The organism is Dyadobacter diqingensis, assembly GCF_024220585.1.
Lineage (GTDB): Bacteria > Bacteroidota > Bacteroidia > Cytophagales > Spirosomataceae > Dyadobacter > Dyadobacter diqingensis.
Genome location: NZ_JAMXKF010000012.1, coordinates 66629 through 88196 on the forward strand (window position 1 = coordinate 66629; position 21568 = coordinate 88196).

Annotated in this window: 16 protein-coding genes; 11 read left to right on the plus strand and 5 right to left on the minus strand. The window is 44.3% G+C overall.

The annotated features are described in order from the left end of the window. The first annotated feature begins 2 nt into the window (after positions 1–2). The 5 genes from M1L62_RS25795 to M1L62_RS25815 all read left to right on the plus strand — a co-directional run bounded on the left by M1L62_RS25795 (position 3) and on the right by M1L62_RS25815 (position 4501). Complete coding sequence (locus M1L62_RS25795) at positions 3–2168, plus strand: sensor histidine kinase (RefSeq protein WP_254562537.1); 2166 nt, start codon at positions 3–5, stop codon at positions 2166–2168. After that, a complete protein-coding gene (locus M1L62_RS25800; RefSeq protein WP_254562538.1) occupies positions 2165–3256 on the plus strand; it encodes a hybrid sensor histidine kinase/response regulator in 1092 nt (363 codons plus the stop codon). The genes M1L62_RS25795 and M1L62_RS25800 overlap by 4 nt, the downstream gene beginning before the upstream one ends. A 5-nt stretch (positions 3257–3261) precedes the next feature. Continuing rightward, complete coding sequence (locus M1L62_RS25805; protein WP_254562539.1) at positions 3262–3651, plus strand: response regulator; 390 nt, start codon at positions 3262–3264, stop codon at positions 3649–3651. Between the two features lie 326 nt (positions 3652–3977). Further along, a complete protein-coding gene (locus tag M1L62_RS25810) occupies positions 3978–4196 on the plus strand; it encodes a hypothetical protein (protein WP_254562540.1) in 219 nt (72 codons plus the stop codon). Positions 4197–4357: 161 nt separating this feature from the next. Further along, complete coding sequence (locus M1L62_RS25815; RefSeq protein ID WP_254562541.1) at positions 4358–4501, plus strand: hypothetical protein; 144 nt, start codon at positions 4358–4360, stop codon at positions 4499–4501. A 66-nt stretch (positions 4502–4567) separates the two neighbouring features. Here the strand turns inward: M1L62_RS25815 and M1L62_RS25820 are convergent, their stop codons facing one another. The 4 genes from M1L62_RS25820 to M1L62_RS25835 all read right to left on the minus strand — a co-directional run bounded on the left by M1L62_RS25820 (position 4568) and on the right by M1L62_RS25835 (position 9472). Continuing rightward, positions 4568–5269, minus strand: coding sequence for an L-ribulose-5-phosphate 4-epimerase (locus M1L62_RS25820; protein WP_254562542.1), 702 nt, complete (start codon positions 5267–5269; stop codon positions 4568–4570). Between the two features lie 33 nt (positions 5270–5302). After that, complete coding sequence (araA, locus tag M1L62_RS25825) at positions 5303–6793, minus strand: L-arabinose isomerase (RefSeq protein ID WP_254562543.1); 1491 nt, start codon at positions 6791–6793, stop codon at positions 5303–5305. Positions 6794–6839: 46 nt separating this feature from the next. Further along, positions 6840–8510: a ribulokinase gene (locus M1L62_RS25830; protein WP_254562544.1), complete on the minus strand. Its 1671-nt coding sequence runs from the start codon at positions 8508–8510 to the stop codon at positions 6840–6842. Between the two features lie 251 nt (positions 8511–8761). Next, a complete protein-coding gene (locus M1L62_RS25835; protein ID WP_254562545.1) occupies positions 8762–9472 on the minus strand; it encodes an NUDIX hydrolase in 711 nt (236 codons plus the stop codon). 266 nt (positions 9473–9738) lie between these two features. Here M1L62_RS25835 and M1L62_RS25840 point away from each other — a divergent pair, with 266 nt between their 5' ends. The 5 genes from M1L62_RS25840 (at position 9739) to M1L62_RS25860 (ending at position 18911) form a co-directional block, all read left to right on the plus strand. After that, the gene (locus tag M1L62_RS25840; RefSeq protein WP_254562546.1) at positions 9739–11574 is read left to right on the plus strand and encodes an alkaline phosphatase; all 1836 of its coding nucleotides are present in this window, start codon (positions 9739–9741) and stop codon (positions 11572–11574) included. A 276-nt stretch (positions 11575–11850) separates the two neighbouring features. After that, complete coding sequence (locus M1L62_RS25845; protein ID WP_254562547.1) at positions 11851–15213, plus strand: SusC/RagA family TonB-linked outer membrane protein; 3363 nt, start codon at positions 11851–11853, stop codon at positions 15211–15213. Positions 15214–15248: 35 nt separating this feature from the next. Then, positions 15249–17030 carry a RagB/SusD family nutrient uptake outer membrane protein gene (locus M1L62_RS25850; RefSeq protein ID WP_374760324.1) on the plus strand — a complete coding sequence of 594 codons (1782 nt, stop codon included), beginning with the start codon at positions 15249–15251 and terminating at the stop codon, positions 17028–17030. Positions 17031–17204: 174 nt separating this feature from the next. Further along, a complete protein-coding gene (locus M1L62_RS25855) occupies positions 17205–18047 on the plus strand; it encodes an endonuclease/exonuclease/phosphatase family protein (RefSeq protein WP_254562549.1) in 843 nt (280 codons plus the stop codon). 93 nt (positions 18048–18140) lie between these two features. Beyond that, entirely contained in the window at positions 18141–18911 is a 771-nt protein-coding gene (locus M1L62_RS25860) for an SGNH/GDSL hydrolase family protein (RefSeq protein WP_254562550.1), read from the plus strand. Between the two features lie 57 nt (positions 18912–18968). On the opposite strand, the gene M1L62_RS25865 is transcribed toward M1L62_RS25860, so the two are convergent. Beyond that, the gene (locus M1L62_RS25865; RefSeq protein ID WP_254562551.1) at positions 18969–19955 is read right to left on the minus strand and encodes an acyl-ACP desaturase; all 987 of its coding nucleotides are present in this window, start codon (positions 19953–19955) and stop codon (positions 18969–18971) included. Between the two features lie 140 nt (positions 19956–20095). Here M1L62_RS25865 and M1L62_RS25870 point away from each other — a divergent pair, with 140 nt between their 5' ends. Further along, positions 20096–20827, plus strand: coding sequence for a lysophospholipid acyltransferase family protein (locus tag M1L62_RS25870; RefSeq protein ID WP_254562552.1), 732 nt, complete (start codon positions 20096–20098; stop codon positions 20825–20827). The last annotated feature ends 741 nt before the right edge of the window (positions 20828–21568 follow it).

The window sequence follows — 21568 nt, forward strand, 5'->3', positions numbered from 1 at the left end:
CGATGAATTTCATCAGAACCGTTTTTTTTACTTTTCTGCTCATTTCCTCTTTTCAGCTGAAAGCCGAGGAGGTGGATTTTCGGGGAAGAGATATTTTGATCGGTAGATACCTTGAAATTGCAGAAGATACTAAAAATGAATTTGTATTTCCCAACTTCCCTTCCTCAGCGAAATTTGAAAAAAGTAATGACGAAACACCCAATCTTGGGCTCAGCAAGTCAACTTACTGGATTCGTTTTACGGTAAAAAATCTAAGCGAAGAGTCCAAAGTATTTCTGGAACTCGCCTACCCCATGCTACATTCCAGCGAATTATATTCTCTGGATTCGGGGAAAATTGATAACAAATCGATTCTGGAAACTTATTCTTTCAACGAAAGAGAAGTCAACCATCAAAGCATTGTTTTCAAATTACAAATCGAGAAGGGCAGTTCTAAAACCTATTACCTTAAAATAAAAGGCGGCAGGCAAGTGGTGCTTCCGCTGATTCTGAGAACAGAAAACGGTTTCTTTCAGGCAGCGTTGCTGAGTGAAATTATTACAGGTATTTTCATTGGTATCATCCTTGTGATGATTCTTTACAACCTCTTTATTTACTTTTCAACGCGGGATAAAAGTTATCTTTATTACGTTTTATACATCTTTTTCATAGGTCTCGCGCAAACGACGCTAAACGGATATACTTTCAAATACCTGTGGCCGTCGGCACATTATTTCAATAATTCCGCGATTGTCTGGTTCTCGTCGCTGGCCGGGATTTCGGTTATTTACTTTATCCGGGAGTTTCTTCATATATCCGAACGTGCGCCGATATGGGGGAAACTTTTAAACGTTATCGTTGCGCTGTATGTGGTTGCAGTATGTCTGGTGGTCACAGGAAACGGAATATTAAGTTACCGCTTTCTCGATCTCGCTGGTTTCACGGGTGCTATTCTGACGTTCATTACCGCGTTGAAATTGTCATTGAAGGGATATCGTCCTGCAAAATTCTTCCTTCTGGCCTGGTCTATTTTCCTGCTGGGGCTGATCCTGTTTATCATGCGGAACCTCAACCTGCTTCAATATAATTTGTTCACGAATTATACGATGCAGTTTGGAACCGCCATTGAAGTTATTCTCTTTTCTTTCGCCCTTGCCGACAAGATCAATATCCTGAAAAAGGAACGGGAATTTTCTCAGGAACAGGCACTGCGTGTTTCTTTGGAAAACCAGAAAATTGTGAAAGAACAGAATGTCGTTCTTGAAAGAAGGGTTAATGAGAGAACCGTTGAATTAACACAGGCAAACACCGACCTGAACGATACGCTGAACAAGCTGAAAGATGCCCAGACACAATTGATCGAATCCGAAAAAATGGCTTCTTTAGGTCAGTTGACGGCCGGTATTGCGCATGAAATAAATAATCCGATTAACTTCGTGAGCTCAAACATCCGGCCATTGAGAAGAGATATCGACGATGTGATTGAAATTCTGGATGCTTATGATGAAATCCCCGGCATTGATTCCCTGGAAGGAGTGAAACAGAAAATGGTCCAGATCGAAAATCTGAAAAATGAGCTGGATTTGGAGTATATCAAAACAGAGCTTGGCCTTTTGCTGACGGGAATGGAAGATGGCGCGCGCCGTACAGTAGAAATAGTGAAAGGATTGAAAGTTTTTTCAAGAGTAGATGAATCAGACCTTAACTTTGTTAATATAAACGAAGGGATCGAGTCTACCCTGGTTATCCTGAATTATCAGATGGGAACGAATCTCACGCTGGTGAAAGATCTTGGCAGTATTCCGAACGTGGAATGTTACGGAGGTAAAATGAATCAGGTATTTATGAATATCCTTACCAATTCTATTTATGCCGTGCAAAAGGGTAACCTGACCGACAGAACACCGACGATCTGGGTAAGGACATTCCTGAAAGACAATGAACACGTAACCATCTCGATCAAGGATAACGGAATGGGAATGAGTGCCGCCGTTAAGGCAAAAATCTATGATCCTTTCTTCACTACAAAAGACGTAGGCGAAGGTACAGGATTAGGCTTATCAATCGTTTTCAAAATTATAGAAGTACATTACGGGACAATTGAAGTAATATCAGAAGTAAATCAGGGAACCGAATTTGTTATTACCCTTCCGATAACTAAAAAACTAGCCCTACCACAATCTCAATGAGTGATAGAAAAATACGCATATTATACATAGACGACGAAGAGCATAATCTGCAATCGTTTAAGGCATCATTCCGGAAACAATACGACATCACCACTACCATATCGGTTGTAGAGGCTGAGGAAATTATGGAGCAGCAGGAATTCCACGTGATTCTTGCCGACCAGCGGATGCCGGGTATGACGGGGGTTCAGTTTTTTGAAAAAATAAGAAGCAAATTTCCCGAATCAATCCGGATTTTGATCACCGGCCACACCGACATCAGTGCCGCCATTGACGCGATCAACAAGGGAGAAGTTTTCAGGTTTATCGACAAACCCTGGGATTACACGTATGTTGAGAATGCGATAACACACGCTTATGATATTTTCAAGACCAGAGCTGAATTAAAACAACGAAACCTCGACTTACAAAAAGCTTACGAGGAGCTGGATAAATTTGTGTACAGCGCCTCACACGACCTTCGCGCGCCGCTGATGTCGGTGCTTGGGATCGTTAACCTGGCCTTGATGGAAGACGACGTGCAGTCTCAGAATGAATATCTGGACCTGATCAAACAGTCTGTAAAAAAACTGGATACTTTCATTATCAACATCATAGATTATTACAAAAACGCCAGAGGTGTTCAGGCCATTGCCGAAATTAATTTCCAGCAACTGGTAAATGACGTAACCGAAGCGATTAAATTTTTACCGGAGTTCGGAAGAATTAACATGATCACCAATATCAACCAAACCGGCGTTTTTTATTCCGATGCCATGAAGTTGCGTATCATATTTAACAATCTGATTACGAATGCGGTTAAATTTCAGGATGTAAAAAAAGAAAACCCTTTTATCAAACTGACGATCAACGCAACACCCGAGCATACTAAAATCACTTTTGAGGACAACGGATTAGGAATCAAAAAAGATGATGTTGAAAAAATATTTAAAATGTTCTACCGCGCCGGCGCTACCAACAGCGGCTCAGGAATAGGACTATACATTGTTCATGAAGCGATCACGAAACTTGAAGGAACAATAAATGTGACATCGACACTTGGCGAGGGCAGTATTTTTCAAATAGATATTCCTTCAGTAAATAAATAGAAATTATGACTAATCAATTTGATTTTATCTTAATTGATGATAGCGCTTTTGATTTATTTATTTACGAGAAATTAATTTTAAAAAGTGGTATCGGCAATTCTGTAAAGCCTTTTAATGCAGCGCAGGATGCTTTGGATTTTCTTGTTGGCGAAGGTGACAACCTTCCTGAGACCGTTATTTTACTTGATCTCCAAATGCCGGGAATGAACGGTTTTGAATTTATTGACCAGTTCGATCTTTTACCCGAATCGTTAAAAAATAAAATCAGGATCTACATGCTTTCTTCTACAATCGATACACGCGATATAGAAAAAGCCAAAGCGAGCATCCATATTATAGATTTACTTTCGAAACCATTGGAAATCGGCTTGTTAAAGTCTATCTTGCAGGAGTAAAATCTCCGGCACGGTAGACTTTTGCAAAGTCTTACTGCTCACGCGCACACTTTCTCAACGCTTCCATATACACACAACGTTGTTATCTGGTAACTGCCGTATACGTTTTTAAACGGCAGAACTCCCGGTTTTTCCCAATTTGTAACTTAATGCAACACACCAGAGATACACTCTGATTATGTCCGGTTACATCGTTTTCCGTTTTATAACTAAACCACGTTTATTTATAAATAATTTCAAAAAGCAAATACATCCTCTTTATCAGGTATATTTTTAATAAGAGAATACTCTAATTAACATAAACCTTTAATTATTCATAACCCCGCATGAAAACTGACAGTCAAACCTTAACAGAGATTAAAAAATTACATGATCAGTACGTTCAGGAAGTAGAATTTAGTGGTATTAAACCCTTATCTATTGAGATTTACAAATCTCATTCCAAGAATTTTGTCAGGTGGATCGGAGGCGAATTTGTGCCCGGTTCTAAGTTAAAAAAGACGGCAGCCGGGATTGAAGCCCAGTCGGTGGACGGCCTTATTTAATGCAAATCTGACTAAAAGCTGGATTCTTAAAATCCGGTTTCTTCGTCATCCCGATTAATAGCTTACCGCGAGTAGAAATTATCAATTTCTTTACTTAGCTTTGAATAAGGATCTGATTTTACCTTATATCAGCGTTTAAAGACAAATTCAATACCAGGACCATGATACTCGCATTGCTTAACTTTTTTAAAGGACGTTTTGACAAAGAATCCGTTCAAGCTGCAAAATCCAGCGAAAAACGTATGTCGCGCCAGGAAGCATTCCAGCAAATGAGGGAACTTGCTAAAAAATCCGGCAAAAAATAATGGTTAATTATAGATCGTTAATGTACACCATCAACAATTTATAATTAACCATTATCAGTTAAAATATCAGCACCCCTGCCCGTAATAGGCATCCTTCCCGTGTTTACGGAAAAAGTGTTTATCAATCAGACTTTGTTTGATTCTCGTTACTGCCGGATTTATCTGCAAGGTCAGATATGCCATTTTGGCAATTTCCTCTAAAACAATCGCATTGTATACGGCCTTGGCAGGATCCTTCCCCCAGGTAAACGGTCCGTGGCAAGCCACCAGCACCATTTCAACTTCCTCCGGACTTAATGCTTCTTTCGTAAAAAGATCCAGGATCTGGTTGCCGGTTTCATGTTCATAATCTCCCTGAATCATCTCATCTGTCATTACCTCCGTCACCGGAACCGGTGATACCAGGTGGTCTGCATGCGTTGTGCCGAGGTTCGGGATCGCACGGTGAGCCTGTGCCCAGGCAACTGCATAGGTAGAATGTGTATGGCAAACCCCTCCGATCGATGGAAAATTTTTGTACAGCAATGTATGCGTTTTCGTATCCGATGATGGCCGCATGGAGCCTTCCACCAGCACATTATCCAGGTCGACGATTACAATATCTTCCACTTTAAGCCTGTGATAAGGCACTCCGCTGGGTTTGATGGCGATAACGCCGGCAGTACGGTCTATCCCGCTCACATTGCCAAAGGTGACGATAGCGAGCTCCTCCCTTGGAATTTCCATGTTGGCCTCATAGACCAGCTCTTTCAAATAAGTATATGACATTTTCTGTTTATTTGCCTTAGTCCGGTATCCGTTTCACTTGTAATACGCTTCACTCCACCGCAATTCATTTTTGAACTGACGGAGTTTTGTATCCTTGTCAATCACCACCAGCTCAACACCCACCATCTCGGCAAATGCCTCCATATGCTCAGTCGTCAGGTTTTGGCTGTACACCGTATGATGCGCCCCACCGGCATAAATCCAGGCAGCACAGCCCGTTTTCATATCCGGCGCAGGTTTCCAAAGTGCTCTTGCCACGGGCAGCTTAGGCAACGATTCTTCCACGGAAACGGCTTCCACCTCATTGACAAGAATCCGGAAACGATTGCCCATGTCAATAAGCGAAACATTGATTGCCGGTCCCGCTGGCGCATTAAACACCAGACGTACAGGATCGTCCTTACCTCCAATACCGAGTGCATGGATTTCACAGGAAGGTTTACCCGCTGCAATACTTGGGCAAATTTCCAGCATGTGTGAGCCCAGAACCAGGTTATTGGCCGGGTTAAAATGATAGGTATAGTCTTCCATGAAAGAGTTTCCACCTGGCAGTCCGCTGCCCATCACTTTTAGCGCGCGCACCATCGCGGAAGTTTTCCAGTCGCCCTCACCCGCATAACCATAACCCGCTGCCATAAGGCGCTGCGAGCCGATGCCAGGTAACTGTTTCATACCATACAAATCTTCAAAAGTGTTGGTATAACCTTTAAAACCACCTTCTTCGAGAAAGTACTTCATGCCCAGCTCAATGCGTGCAGCATCACGTAAGGCCGTATGTTTTTCACCCCCTTTGTGCAGCGATGCTACCAGATTGTAACTGTTTTCGTATTCTTCCGTAAGCAGATTAACGGCTTCATCCGAAACCTGATTGATAACCGAAACGAGATCGCCAACGGCATAGGTATTTACCGAAAATCCAAAAGCCATTTCAGCGGCGACCTTATCGCCGTCCGTCACGGCAACCTGGCGCATATTATCGCCGAACCGCGCAAATTTTGCACCTTTCATATCGTGTCTTGCCGCAGCCACCCTCGACCAGTCCGCGATTGCATCAATCACGTCATTTTGCTGCCAGTGGCCTACCACCACTTTTCTGTTGAGCCGCATCCGCGTCATGATAAAACCAAACTCACGGTCGCCATGCGCCGACTGGTTCAGGTTCATGAAATCCATGTCGATATCCGCCCACGGAATATCCCTGTTATACTGTGTATGCAGGTGCAGCAATGGTTTTTGCAGGATCTGCAAACCGCGAATCCACATTTTAGCCGGAGAAAACGTGTGCATCCAGGTAACAATCCCGATACAGTTTTCCGCCACGTTCGCTTCCTGACAAATCCGGTGTATTTCATCAGATGACTTTACCACCGGCTTAAAAATTACGCGAACCGGTATTTCAGCTTTCTGATCAAAAAACTCGCTGATGATCTTTGAATGTTCATCGACCTGACGAAGCGTTTCTTCCCCGTATAAATCCTGGCTGCCTGTGACAAACCAAATTTCAAACTGTTTTAAATCCAACATTGATAAGAAATATATATTTTAATAATCTGGAATGGAAAAGCTCCATTTATGCTGTTTTCAAATCGAGTACCTTTCGGGTTTTGGTTTCATTTTCAATGAATCCGCCAGCCAAAAGGTATTTTTTATACAACTTCTGATAAACTTCCGCAACCGCTGGTCGTGGGTGATATTCAGCATCAAACCCTGAGCTCATAGCCTGCTGAGCTTCCGGCAAAGTCGCATGAACACCGGATGCCACGGCAGCAAACATGGCCGCGCCCAAAGCACAGGCCTGATCCGAGGATGCTACCTTGATCGGCATATTCAGGACATCGGAAAGGGTCTGCATCACAAAAGCAGATTTTTTGGCAACGCCTCCAATGGCAATAACTTCATGGATGGGCACACCTTCGCTACGGAAACGGTCTACAATATTTTTTGAGCCATAGGCTGTTGCCTCCACCAGCGCCTTGAAAACACGTGTGCTGTCGCTCGCCAGATTCAACCCAAGGATGGCTCCTTTCAGCGTGTGATTGGCATCAGGCGTACGTCTGCCGTTCAGCCAGTCGATGGCGATGATATCATTTTCAGTAACCGGCAAAAGTGCGGCCTGCTCTGCCAGGTGCGGAAGCAGTTTGCCGGACAGTTCTTTGGAAGCCTCATCGCCTAAAAGCTGAGCGACCGGGGCAATGATCAGTTTGGAAAACCAGGCATAAATGTCGCCGAACGCTGATTGGCCTGCCTCCATCCCCAGCATACCCGGAACAATAGAACCATCCACCTGTCCGCAGATACCATGGATTAATAAGTGGCCGATCTCTTCGTTAGGCGCCACCAGCATATCACAGGTCGAAGTACCGATTACTTTACACAGCGAATACGGTTCAATCAACGCACCAACTGCGCCCATATGACAATCGAAAGCGCCCACCCCGATAACCACATCAGCCGGAATTCCTAACTTTTCAGCCCATTGAGTCGAAATCGTGCCCATTGCTTTATCGGAAGTTTCGGTTTGCGAGAATAACCGTCCGCGCAATCCGCCCAAAAGCGGATCTAGCGCGACAAAGAAATCCTCAGCGGGAAGTCCGTCAAAATCATTGTGCCATAGTGCCTTATGTCCGGCTGCGCATCGGGACCTGCGTATCGTTAAAGGATCCGTTTGCCCTGTAAGCTCTGCCGAAATCCAGTCACAATGCTCAACCCAGGAAAACGCTCTTTCCCGTACCGCCTCGTCCACGCGAAGCGTTTTCAATATCTTGGCCCAGAACCATTCCGAAGAATATATTCCGCCGACATACTTGGTATAATCGGTTTCCCAGCTGTGTGCAAGCTCATTAATTTCTTCGGCCTCGGCGTTCGCGGTATGGTCTTTCCAAAGGATAAACATCCCGTTGGGGTTCTCCGAAAATTCCGGCAGCATGGCCAAAGGCGTTCCCTGCTCATTCACAGCCACCGGCGTTGAACCCGTGGTATCAATGGAAATGCCGGTTATATTTTCCCGAACCTCGGCGCTTACATTTTTCAGTGCTTCCGTCACCGATGATTCCAGCCCTTCCAGATAGTCAAGCGGATGTTGTCTGAAAAGCGAGATCGAAGGATCACAGTATTTGCCCGCTTTCCAGCGGGGGTATTCAAAAACTGCGGTCCCGGCAGTTTCACCGGTCTGTGCATTGACGACCAACGCTCTTACGGAATCCGTACCGTAATCAATTCCAATTACATATTTATTTTTCATATCGAGCCACTGACCGCGAAATAAGGTTTATACAAAAACGATACGTTAAAACTTCCTGAGTGCTTTCCGGCAAGAGCCCCAAATTCGAAACACCGGCGCACTTTATAAAGCATAAAAGCTTTTATAAATAATCAGTTCGTAAATATAATATATTTTATTTATAGTGTATTATTGACACAATTAAAATTATTCTTTATCTAAAAAGCTAAAACGGTTTTTCAAACTATTAAAAAATAGCGTTTTCAGCAGAATCAGGATTGGGCCGGTTTCATGGAATCCGGCATAAAATTCCAGAAAGCGTGAAATTTCTCTTTGTAACGAACCGTATCAAGCTTGTACAACGTCGCTTTTTTAGTGGTCGAATTACTGTTTTTATGCCCTGTATCAATCAGCAAACCGGTAGAAAGCAGTTTACGGCTAAAATTACGTCGGTCGAGCGGTGTGTTGTAAATAGCTTCATACAGTTTCTGTAACTGAGGGATCGAAAAATATTCAGGCAAAAGCTCAAAACCAATCGGGTGCAACGCGGCCTTATAACGCAGGTGCTCGATGGCCCGCATAACCATTTGCTCGTGGTCAAAAATAAGCTGAGGCCGTTTATCCAGACTAATCCAGGAAGCATTGTGACTTCTGACAGCTTCTGCATCGTGCTCTTCAATCTGAATTAAAGCAAAAAACACAACGGAAACCGTACGCTCAGCCGGGTCACGGTTCACTTTCCCGAAAACTTCCAGCTGCTCCACATAAATGTCTTTCAGGCCGGTCAGGTCATACAGGATCCTGGAGGCACCTGCTTCCAGATCTTCTTCTTCTTTCAAAAAACCGCCCATCAACGACCATTTCCCCAATTCAGGTTCAAAATTCCTTTTGATAAGGAGCAATTTTATATCTTTCCCATCAAACCCGAAAATGATGCAGTCAATCGCCAGTAAGATTCTGGACGACAGAGGATAACTATACATATAATTCAAAACTTAAATCCGGACACATTATCCGGGCAAATTAAAAAGTAAATACCAGACTTACGAAATTGAACCAAAAAATTAAGCTTTATTAACCGAAAGTTATCCGATGACATAAAAACAAACCGATTTGTTAATACAAAATTTACCCGGGAGAAGATTATAACATTGATTTTTGCAAAAAATTTTGTCCGCTGACAATTCCTGTTGTTTTAATACCTGAATTTTAATTATTCTTACCGTCAAATCCTGACGCCTTTTTATTTATGAAATCCATTCGTTTATCTGTTCTGGCCTTATTTTTCACCAGCGCGGTTTTTGCACAGAGTCCGGTCCGTTATACCACCGCACAGGCGCATTCGCACAATGACTACGAGCAGAACATTCCTTTTTTACGTGCTTATTACCAGCAATTCGGCTCGATTGAAGCCGATATTTTTTTGAGAAACGACAGTATTTTCGTCGCACATGATCAAAAATATATCACGTTCAAAAATACCCTTGGCAACCTTTATTTAAAGCCACTGCTCGCACAGGTTGAAAAGAACAACGGACAAATTTATCCGGATAAAAAACTGAATCTGCAATTGCTCATCGATCTAAAAACGCCTGGTAAAGAAACCATTCCGGTCTTGATCAGGGAGCTGCAACCTTATTTGAAAGTATTCGCACCAACGGGTCCTGTCAGAATTGTTTTGAGCGGCGATGTTCCCACACCGCAGGAATTCAGCCAGTATCCTGATTATTTGTCGTTCGACGGAAGGCCTGAAATCGATTATTCCAAAACACAGCTTGAAAGGGTTGGCCTGATCAGCCAGTCTTTTGCCAATTATACCAAATGGAATGGCAAAGGAATACTGGTAAAAAAAGAAAAGGAAGCACTGGAAGCTGTCATCAGGCAGGTACATGACCAGGGTAAAAAAATCCGTTTCTGGGGAACGCCGGACAACATTAATGCCTGGAAAATGCTGATGAACATGGGCATCGACTATCTGAACACAGATAAAGTGGAAGAGCTTGGCCCCTATCTGCGAAACCGTGCCGACGCAGAATATATTTCGCCGACAGTCCAGCCCGTTTATAAACCTACCTATCGCAACAATGATAAACTTTCCAAAGTAAAAAACATCATTTTGCTGATTGGCGACGGCATGGGACTAACCCAGATTTATTCGGGGCTGACTGCAAATCATGGCGAGCTTAATCTTTCACAATTTCTCAACATTGGATTTTCAAAAACCAGTGCCGCCGACAGTTATATTACCGATTCTGCTGCCGGAGCCACCGCGATGGCTACCGGTAAAAAAGCCAGAAACCGGGCAATTGGCGTCGATACGAACAATATTCCATTGAAAAACCTGCCCGACATCATCAGACCGCTGGGTATTAAAACAGGATTGATCTCTGCCGGAAGTATTACCGATGCAACACCGGCGGCGTTTTATGCGCATCAGCCGGAGAGAAGTCTGGACAGTCTGATCGCTCATGATTATTTGAAATCTTCGGTAGAAATCATGATCGGCGGAGGAGCTGATATGTTCAACAAGGAAAAGGTTTCCGACTCGCTTCGTGCCAAAGGTTTTCAGGTTTCCAACCACTGGCAGGATCTGGCGTCGTTAAAAGCGCCCTTTGTATTGCTCGACGATGCCAAAACCGTGTCGATGCTGAAAGGCCGGGGTAATTTCCTGACCGAGGCATTTACCAAAACCCAGCAAACGTTATCTAAAAACCCAAAAGGATTTTTCATGATGGCGGAGGGCGCACAGATCGACTACGGCGGACACGTCAATAAGGTACCGTATGTGGTGACCGAAATGCTGGATTTTGATCAGTTGATCGGGGAAGCACTGCGCTTTGCAGACAGCAACGGGGAAACACTCGTGATTGTAACGGCTGACCACGAAACAGGCGGTTTGACCCTGCTGGACGGTGATTTGAAAAAAGGTTATGTGGACGGACATTTCAGCACTAACGACCACACGGCTGTGATGGTGCCGGTTTTCGCCTATGGTCCACACGCATTGGATTTCCGGGGCGTTTACGAAAACACCGAAATTTTCAACAAGATTCTTGCCATTTTTAATAAATACAATAAAAAGTAATACCCGCCCAAATTTCCAAAATTACAGAAGAGGATGTTTCGCTGAGAGACATCCTCTTTTGTTTACCACGGAATATCACCAGTTTTAATCTCGTCAAAATATTTACATTATTTCACTATTTATAGACTATACATAAAGCTAAAACGATTTATTAATTAAAATTATCTTTCTGTTAAATTTCGGAGGTTTCTTAATAAAATCATAATACGAATAAGCAGTTGGGACGGGGTTGGTCAAAATACCTTTGATGAAAATTTATTTTATCAATACCAACCTATGTTAACATCATTACGTAACAAGCCAATCCAGTGGGATAAAATGACCCGGATCGGTTTGATGCATTTATTGTCAACGGCTCTTATAACCGGGGCCGGTTACGCTAACGCTTCGCCTTTTTCTACCAAAAAGGATTTCACGCAAAATTCATCAGAGAGTATCCGACAGTCGGTTGACCGCGGACAGGAAATAAGAATACAGGGTAAAGTTGTTGCCTCCGATGGCAGCGGCGCATTACCGGGAGTCAGTGTCGTTGTTAAAGGAACTGCACAAGGTACTACAACCGACGGCGAGGGGGTTTTCCAGATATCTGTCCCGTCTCCCGAATCTCTGCTGATATTTAGTTTTGTTGGCTATGAACCGCAGGAAGTAATGGTCGGAAATCGTTCTTCTGTTGACATTACCTTAAAACCGGATACCAAAGCGCTTAATGAAATTGTTGTCGTTGGCTACGGCACACAGAAAAAAGCAAACCTGACAGGAGCTGTTGATCAGGTGACGAGCAAAGTGCTGGAAAACCGTGCATTGCCCAACCTTTCACAGGGTTTGCAAGGGGTTATTCCAAACCTTAACCTGACCATGGGTGACGGAAAGCCGACGCAATCTCCGGCATTTAACATCCGCGGTACCACTTCGATCGGACAAGGCGGAAGTGCTTTGGTACTGATTGATGGCGTGGAAGGCGATCCAAGCCGTATCAACCCAAATGACGTGGCCAGCGTTTCTGTCCTTAAAGATGCGGCCTCGGCAGCGATTTATGGAGCAAGAGGTGCGTTTGGTGTGGTTTTGATCACGACCAAAACTCCGCAAAAGGATAGAACAACGGTTAATTACTCGTTCAATCACGCGGTTAAAAGTCCGATTACCGTACCGGATTTCGTGACCGACGGATACACATTTGCCAAAATGTTCAACGAGAGCTGGAGTGCCTGGAATGACTATTCGCAGACTCCCCAGAACGTTAATAAAACAGTAAAGTTCTCTCCGGCTTATCTGGCCGAGTTTGAGAAACGTTCGAAAGATCCAAGTCTGCCGAAAACAGATATTGACCCGGCAACCGGCGAGTATGTTTATTACGGAAATACCGACTGGTACAGCGAGCTTTACAAGAAAAATACCAGCGCGACCGAACACAATTTATCGGTATCCGGTGGGACTGATAAGGCTGACTTTCTGGTAACAGGCCGTTATTTCGGTCAGGATGGGCTTTTCAAGTACAACTCCGATGATTACAAAATCATGAGTTTACGTGTGAAAGGTTCGGTTCAGCTTTACAAATGGCTTAACGTGGCCAACAACGCCGACTTTTCTTCGATGAAATATCACAATCCGCTGAACGTTGGTGAAGGTGGCTCGATCTGGAGAAACATTTCGGACGAAGGCCATACCATGGCGCCGATGTTTAACCCGGACGGAACCCTTACCTATTCCGCAGCTTACACGGTTGGTGATTTCTGGTATGGCAAAAACGGAATTGACATGGATAAGCGTGTTTTCAGAAACACGACCAGTTTTGCCTCCCAGTTTTTCAATGATATATTGAGGATCAAAGGAAATTTCACGTATCAGAATACGGACAATAACGAATACCGCCGTCGTGTTCCCGTTCCTTACAGCCGCAAACCGGGCGTAATCGAATACGTTGGAACCAACTATAATGACCTTCAAAACCTGTTGCGCAATACGCAATACACCGCAACGAATATTTACGCCGAGTTTGAACCAAAAGTGGGTGCGGATCATTACTTCAAAGTTCTGGCAGGTTTTAACCAGGAACAGTCGAAATACCGCGGTTTGCAGGTTGTTCGTAACGGACTTATTTATGAAGATGCGAGCGACATTAACCTGGCACTTGGCCAGTCGATCACAACGGGTGGTGGTTACGAAAAATGGGCTATTGCCGGTGGTTTCTATCGTTTGAACTATTCTTACAAAGAAAGATATCTGGTAGAATTCAATGGCCGGTACGACGGTTCCTCAAAATTCCCGTCCAGCCAGCGTTACGCATTTTTCCCTTCCGTTTCGGCAGGTTGGAGAATCTCCAACGAATCGTTCTGGAAAGCTTCTCCTAAGTTGATTTCTGAACTGAAACTTCGCGGATCCTACGGCTCGCTTGGAAACGGGAATATTGCTTCGTACGCATTCCAGGAGAAATTCGGGATATCGCAATCGGGCAGAATTCTGAACGGCGTTCGCCCTCAGCAGTCAGGGCAGCCAAACGTATTACCAGACGGGCTTACCTGGGAAACTTCCAGCACGGCTGATTTCGGTCTGGATTTATCGATGCTTTCCAACCGTTTGACCTTGAACGCAGATGCCTACCAGAGAAAAACAACGGGCATGTTTACGCAGGGAATGACGCTGCCGGCCGTTTTCGGTACCGATGTACCAAAAGGAAATTATGCCGACCTGACAACACGAGGGTGGGAAGCAGCTATTACCTGGAAAGACCAGTTTACAGTAGGCGCCAAACCATTGAACTACTCTGTTCGTTTGACAGTGGCCGATTACACGGCGAAAATTGACAAGTTTAACAACATCGACAGAAAACTTACCAATTACTACGCAGGTCAGAAAGTAGGAGAAATCTGGGGTTTTGTTACTGACCGATATTTCACCTCAGCAGACGACATCACAAACTCTCCTAAACAGATTTTGTACAAGGCTTCCACAACCGGCAAGCTGCTTCCGGGTGATATCAAATTCCAGGATCTAAACGGCGATGGAGTTATTGACAATGGTGACAACACGGTTGACAAGCCGGGCGACCGGAAAGTGATCGGAAACTCGCTGCCACGTTATACTTATGGCGTGACGCTTGCTGCGGACTGGAATAACTTCTTCATCTCGGCATTTTTCCAGGGTGTTGGCAAGCAGGACTGGTTCCCTGGCTCGGAAGCGGGTAATTTCTGGGGACAGTATAACCGTCCTTATAACAAGATTCCTACCTGGCAGCTTGGAAATATCTGGTCCGAGGAAAATCCTAATGCTTATCTGCCTCGCTACCGTGGTTACACGGCTCAGAATGGTTCGGGAGAACTTGCCCAGGCGCAGACGAAATACCTTCAGAACGTGGCTTACATCCGTATGAAGAATATCCAGATCGGCTATAACCTGCCACAGACTTTGATCAGCAAACTGAAAATGTCCAGTGCGCGCGTTTATGTTTCCGGAGATAACCTCTTTACCTGGTCGCCGCTTTACAAAATCACGAAGGATATTGACGTAGAAAATATCGGCAGATCCGACGCTGTTCTGAACCCCTCAGACGATCCTTCTGACCCGAACAAAGGAAACAGTGGTAACGGTAATAACTACCCGATTTTAAAAGGTTTCACGATGGGATTGTCTGTGACATTCTGATCAGGAGCCGACTTTAAGAATACTATTAAAAACAAATGACAATGAAATTTAAAATTATAGGACTGTTATTCGCGATCGGCCTTCTGGCTGGCGGATGTCAGGAACTGGACCAGGTTCCCCAGTCTACTGCTGATAACAATGCTGTTTTCGGAAGTGAAAAAGGTTTGGATCTGTACAGCAATTCATTTTATGATATCCTGCCTACTGGCAATGACATTATTCGTTCAGACGAAATGAGTGATTTTGGCGCGCGCTCTTCTGTACCTGATTTCCTTCGTGAAGGTGCATATGGCCCACGTCAAAGTACCGGGTGGACGTGGACTGCTTTACGTAACATCAACTATTTCATCGAAAACAATAACCGCCAAACGGTTCCTGCTGATGCAAGAAAACACTACACAGCGCTTGCACGTTTTTTCAGGGCCTTGTTTTATTTTGAAAAAGTAAAACGTTTCGGTGATGTGCCCTGGATTAACAAAGCCGCTGCGGTGGACGATCCTTCTCTTTTCAACGGCCGTGATCCACGTACGATGGTGATGGATTCCGTTCTTGCCGACCTTAACTATGCCTGTGAGAACATCCGTACTACTTCGGACGCAACCAGAAGTCTGATCACAAAATCGGTTGCCTATGGTTACAAATCACGGATCTGTCTTTTTGAAGGTACATTCAGAAAATACCAGACAACGTACAATCTGCAATCAACGTCTGACAAATGGCTGAATGAATCCATTTCTGCATCCGAAAAAGTGATGAAGGAAGGTGGTTTTTCTTTAAATGAAACAGGAGGAAATGAAAAATCTTACCGCCAGATTTTCACCAACAATACGCCTGTGACCAACGAGGTCATGTTGTCCTTTATCTGCGATCCTGCCCTGAGCGTTTACAATGACGCCAACTGGTGGTGGACAAGTGCTACTTATGGTGCGCGTCTGAGCTTTACCCGTACGTTTGTCAATACGTATCTGAATGCGGACGGAACACCTTTCACGAACAAAGCAGGATATCAGACGATCACGTTTGCCGACGAGGTAAAAGGTCGCGATAAACGCCTTCAGCAGACGATCCGTATGGGAAGTTACAAAAGGATTAATGGAGGAAAAGAAGAAGCCGCGCCGCCTGTTTTCTCTTATACCTACACAGGATACCAGCCAATCAAATGGTGCCTTGACGATACTTATTATGACGGCGGAACAAGAAATATCAACTCGATTTCGATCATGCGTTATGCCGAAATCCTGCTGAACTATGCAGAAGCAAAGGCTGAATTAAACAAACTGACGGATCAGGACTGGGCTTCTACCGTGGGGGCCTTACGCAAAAGAGCAGGTATTACCGGTGGTGTCTCGGCGGTTCCAACCGTCGTAGACCCTTATCTGCAAACAAATTATTTCCCAGGCATTTCAGATGCCGCTATTTTGGAAGTTCGTCGTGAGAGAGCGACTGAATTGTGTCTGGAAGGTTTCCGTTTTTACGATATCGTGCGCTGGAAACGCGGCCCGTTGATGGAGCAGAAATGGAATGGATTTTATGTTCCGGCGTTAAATCAGCCGATGGACCTTAATGAGGACGGTAAAATGGACGTTGCGTTTGTAAAAGGTACACCCGCAAATCCGGTTGCCGGCGTAACGTACATCAATGTTGCCGAAACGATCAGTGCCGGTGCCAATCCACAGCGGTTATCCAATGACACATCAGGCGAAATTACCTGGCTGAACACTGTACCGCGCAAATGGGAAGAGAAACATTACCTCTATCCTATTCCCGAGTCCGATCGTTTGTTCAATACTAAATTGGGACAAAACCCAGGCTGGTAATTTTTGAGCTGTCAATTGGCATTTTCCAAGCGACTGAGCTGAAAAGTGTTAGGTAATTCCAATTTTGACATTTACAGCCAACTCAAAAAAATACTGAGTAAAGAGTAATAAAATTTTACTCTTTACTCAGTACCCGTTTAAATTTGTACCGTTTTCAATACTAAATATTAATCAATGAAAAACACATTCCTAACCCTGATCGCTGTTGCGCTTATCGCCACGGCTGGTTTTGCACAAAAAACTTCCACCATTAATATCGCTTCCTATAACCTGCGTTACAACACTCCGAACGACGGAATTAATGCCTGGCCAAACCGTAAGGAAAATGTAAAAGGACTGATACGTTTCCATGAGTTCGATATTTTCGGAACACAGGAAGTGCTGATCGGACAGCTGCGTGATGTAGCCGAACTTAACGAATTTGCTTTCCTGGGAAAAGGTCGCGATGACGGAAAAGAAGGTGGGGAACACTCGGCTATTTTTTATAAAAAAGACCGTTTTAAAGTACTGAAATCCGGTGATTTCTGGTTGAGCGAAACACCTGACAAACCTGGCTTAGGCTGGGATGCAACCTGCTGCAACCGCATTTGCTCCTGGGCGAAATTTCAGGACCTGAACACCAAAAAAGAATTTTACTTCTTTAACGTACACTTTGATCACCAGGGCGTAGAAGCACGTCGCCAGTCGGGACATTTGATGGTAAAGAAAATGAAGGAAATCGCTGGGAACGCTCCAACAATCTTAACGGGCGATTTTAACTCTACACCTGAAACAGAGCAAATCAAAACCATCCAGACTTTGTTAAACGATTCGCACGAGGTAACTGAACAGCCTGCCTATGGCCCGGAAGGAACTTTCAACAGCTTCAAATTTGACGCAGCAATGGACAAACGTATTGACTACATTTTTGTCAGCAAACCAATCAAAGTTCTAAAATACGGTGTGTTGACGGATGCGAAAGAGCAGCGTTACCCATCGGATCACCAGCCGGTTGTGATTAAGGCGGTTATCAATTAATGCAATTCCCGCTTATTTAGTAAGTAGCAAAAGCAGTTAAAATCCTTGTGATGATTGAGACGGTCTCAATTATTACAAGGATTTTTTCATAACATGACATTAAGAAGAGATTTTTTGAAAAAAGCAGCGCTGGGCGGTGCGGTGGGTTTGTTAACACCGGATATCTTATCCGCGGCAGCTTCCTCCGATCCTGTTACCTCCCAAAACGAAAAGAAAGGATACACCTTCCTGTTTCAGGGCGATTCCATTACGGACGGCAACCGGACGCGCAACACCGACTGGAACCACGTGATGGGCCATGGCTTTGCTTACCTGATCGCGAGCCGGTTATGGTTTGATTTCCCCGAAAAAGAATTCCATTTTTTCAACCGGGGAATCAGCGGTAATAAAATTACGGATCTGGCTGCGCGCTGGCAAGCCGATACGCTGGATCTAAAACCTGATCTTCTTAATATACTCGTTGGCGTTAACGACACGGAAGCTACCGTAAAAGGCAATAAAGAAGCTACGCCGCAACAATTTGAAACCGACTACCGTGCGCTTCTCGAAAAGACCCGACAAACGCTTCCGGATATCCAGCTTGTTCTTTGTATTCCCTTTTTACTACCCGTGGGCAGGGTGAAAGACAAGTGGGAAAGTTATCAGGAAGCATTAAAACCAAGACAGGAAATTGTCCGGCGCCTTGCGAAAGATTTCAACGCCATTGCCATCGATTTTCAGCAGGGTTTTGATGAAGCATTAAAAAAAGCACCGGCAGATTACTGGATCTGGGACGGCATCCACCCGATGCCGGCTGGCCACGAGCTAATAACCCGGATCTGGATTAAAGAAGTACACAAAAAACTGAAATTTGTGAGGTCATAAAAAACGATAGCCGGGTATTTCCCGGCTATCGTTTTTTCATATGTATTGAAACCTGTTTTATCTGCTGATCCAGCTGAATTCATATTCCAGCTCTGGAATACGGGTACGGTCAGCGATACGGCGCAAACGCGCGGGCAAGGCCATCAAATAATCACGTGCTTTTTCCGCACCTGAATTAATATCTCTTATGGCTCCGATTTCCCACTCTGCAAGCAAAGATTCAAGGATTTCGATATAATCCATTGTTGTGTAAACCCCCAGACGCTGGGCAGCATCTGAGAAGTGAGAGAATGTATCACCCATTTTAACTCCGGTTTCACGAAGGAAGTGGGCAGGCATTACAATTTTTTTCTTCATCATATCTTCCAAAGCAAGCAAAAGCTCGGATGGATCCACAGCCAGAATACGGCTTACAAAAGCTTTATAAGCTTTGGCATGACGCATCTCATCCGCAGCGATCACACCGCAGATTTTAGACAAATGCGGGTTTCCAAATTGTTTCGCCAGCGTGGCAGTACGACGGTGGGAAACATTCGTAGCCAATTCCTGAAAAGATGTATAAATGAAGTTGCGGTAAGGATCACGGTCGGTACCGATATCAAAACCATCCGCAATCAGATACTGCGTGGAAACTTCCATCGCACGCATGTTCACACGACCGGAAAGATATAAATACTTGTTTAAAAGGTCACCATGGCGGTTTTCTTCCGCTGTCCAGGCTCTTACCCAACGGGACCAGCCAGAAGGATTATCAACCTGATCCACACCAATTACATCCATCAACCAGGACTCATAGGTTGGAAGTGCCTCCTCGGTAATTGTATCCCCAATCAATACTGCTATATAATCGTACGGTAAATCCCTGCAACTTTCCTGCAATAATTTCACTTCACTGAAAAAGTTCTCCTTACTGGAATCCGGTAAAAAATCTGTTGGCTGCCAATTCTGGTCAATCGGTTTCAGGTATTCTGCTATCAGGGCATCGAGGTCCTTTCCTACATGTTGCATGACTTCAAGCCGTGCTGCTGAAAGTGCGGTTTCCATTGTTAATTCAATTTAATCTCACATTATTATTTCACAAAGTACGTGAATTTAATGTAAGTTCTACATGACAAATCTCATTTCCTGCTTTACAAATTTTCACAATCGGTGTACATTTGGGTTATTATTGTGTAAAAAAGGGAATGAAAAAAATTATAGACTACCTCCTAAGCATCGTTTACCTCATTCATTTCGGACTGACTTTACTTGTTTTCCATGCGCTGCAAGTGGTGGCACTCAACATTTTCGGTAAAAAGGCACACGAAAAAGTAGTCGATTATCTCAATTTCTTTCTTACCTACGGCCTGTACCTCACCGGTTCAAGTGTAACCCTCAAAAATCGCGCCATAATCCCCGATGACCGCCCTATCATTTTTGTGGCCAACCACCAAAGTACGTTTGACATACCGGCGCTGATCTGGTTTTTGAGAAAACGTCATCCACTATTTGTTTCCAAAATCGAACTTGCCAAAGGCATTCCAAGTATTTCATATAACCTGCGTAAAAGCGGGGCGGCACTTATCAACCGGAAAGATGGCAAACAGGCTGTCAGTGAAATTTTACGTTTAGGCAAGCTGATCCATGACACGACAGGTGCTGCCATTATTTTCCCGGAAGGAACGCGGACAGCCAGTGGAATTATGAAGCCTTTTATCCCCGGCGGTGTTGCTACTTTGTTAAAGAAAGCACCCGATGCCCTGATCGTGCCTGTGGCCGTAGACGGAACCGGAGCCTTTAACCCCAAAGGAATTTTCCCGTTAAAATCTTTCTCAAAATTGTCGTGGACGGCATTGCCTCCAATCGAACCCGCAGGAAGAAAAGTAGAAGAAATTTTAGCAGAAGCGCAAGAGGCGATCCGAATAGAATTGGGGTAAGGTTTATAGTTGATCGAATCTATCCGTTTGCTATAATACCTGGCAACCTTTCAGGCTTGATGAACCCGGATTTCTAGAAATCGCTGCAATCCCGAAGGGATGATAGTATTATAGAAAAACCAATAACCCAGCATCCCGTAACCCGGAACGGGTGACACAACGCGCCCAACAAATTTATGAATCGAGCGATCGCTACAAGATACGTCGCCCTTTCAGGGCTTCAATGACTGCCTTAACACGTCCTTTGCTATAATACTATCAGCCTTTCAGGCTTGAATAAAACCGGATCCATAGAAAATCTCGCCAATCCCGAAGGAATGATAGTATTATAGAAAAACCAATAACCCACCATCCCGTAACCCGGAACGGGTGACACAACATGCACAACAAATTTATGAATCGAGCGATCCCTACAAGATACGTCGCCCTTTCAGGGCTTAAATAACTGGCTTAACACATCCTTTGTTATAATACTGTCAGCCTTTCAGGCTTGATTAAATCGAGATCCTTTGAAAATCGCTGCAATCCCGAAGGGATGATAGTATTATAGAAAAACCAATAACCCAGCATCCCGTAACCCCGAACGGGTGACACAACATGCACAACAAATTAATGAATCGAGCGATCGCTACAAGATACGCCGCCCTTTCAGGGCTTAAATAACTGGCTTAACTTATCCTTTGTTATAATTCTGTCTGACTTTCTGGCTTGATTAATTCGAGATCATTTGAAAATCGCTGC

Excerpts from the sequence above, each read along its gene's own strand:
- M1L62_RS25795 (WP_254562537.1), top strand. The coding sequence starts at position 3 with ATGAATTTCATCAGAACCGTTTTTTTTACTTTTCTGCTCATTTCCTCT.
- M1L62_RS25800 (WP_254562538.1), top strand. The coding sequence starts at position 2,165 with ATGAGTGATAGAAAAATACGCATATTATACATAGACGACGAAGAGCAT.
- M1L62_RS25805 (WP_254562539.1), top strand. The coding sequence starts at position 3,262 with ATGACTAATCAATTTGATTTTATCTTAATTGATGATAGCGCTTTTGAT.
- M1L62_RS25810 (WP_254562540.1), top strand. The coding sequence starts at position 3,978 with ATGAAAACTGACAGTCAAACCTTAACAGAGATTAAAAAATTACATGAT.
- M1L62_RS25815 (WP_254562541.1), top strand. The coding sequence starts at position 4,358 with ATGATACTCGCATTGCTTAACTTTTTTAAAGGACGTTTTGACAAAGAA.
- M1L62_RS25820 (WP_254562542.1), bottom strand. The coding sequence starts at position 5,269 with ATGTCATATACTTATTTGAAAGAGCTGGTCTATGAGGCCAACATGGAA.
- araA (WP_254562543.1), bottom strand. The coding sequence starts at position 6,793 with ATGTTGGATTTAAAACAGTTTGAAATTTGGTTTGTCACAGGCAGCCAG.
- M1L62_RS25830 (WP_254562544.1), bottom strand. The coding sequence starts at position 8,510 with ATGAAAAATAAATATGTAATTGGAATTGATTACGGTACGGATTCCGTA.
- M1L62_RS25835 (WP_254562545.1), bottom strand. The coding sequence starts at position 9,472 with ATGTATAGTTATCCTCTGTCGTCCAGAATCTTACTGGCGATTGACTGC.
- M1L62_RS25840 (WP_254562546.1), top strand. The coding sequence starts at position 9,739 with ATGAAATCCATTCGTTTATCTGTTCTGGCCTTATTTTTCACCAGCGCG.
- M1L62_RS25845 (WP_254562547.1), top strand. The coding sequence starts at position 11,851 with ATGTTAACATCATTACGTAACAAGCCAATCCAGTGGGATAAAATGACC.
- M1L62_RS25850 (WP_374760324.1), top strand. The coding sequence starts at position 15,249 with ATGACAATGAAATTTAAAATTATAGGACTGTTATTCGCGATCGGCCTT.
- M1L62_RS25855 (WP_254562549.1), top strand. The coding sequence starts at position 17,205 with ATGAAAAACACATTCCTAACCCTGATCGCTGTTGCGCTTATCGCCACG.
- M1L62_RS25860 (WP_254562550.1), top strand. The coding sequence starts at position 18,141 with ATGACATTAAGAAGAGATTTTTTGAAAAAAGCAGCGCTGGGCGGTGCG.
- M1L62_RS25865 (WP_254562551.1), bottom strand. The coding sequence starts at position 19,955 with ATGGAAACCGCACTTTCAGCAGCACGGCTTGAAGTCATGCAACATGTA.
- M1L62_RS25870 (WP_254562552.1), top strand. The coding sequence starts at position 20,096 with ATGAAAAAAATTATAGACTACCTCCTAAGCATCGTTTACCTCATTCAT.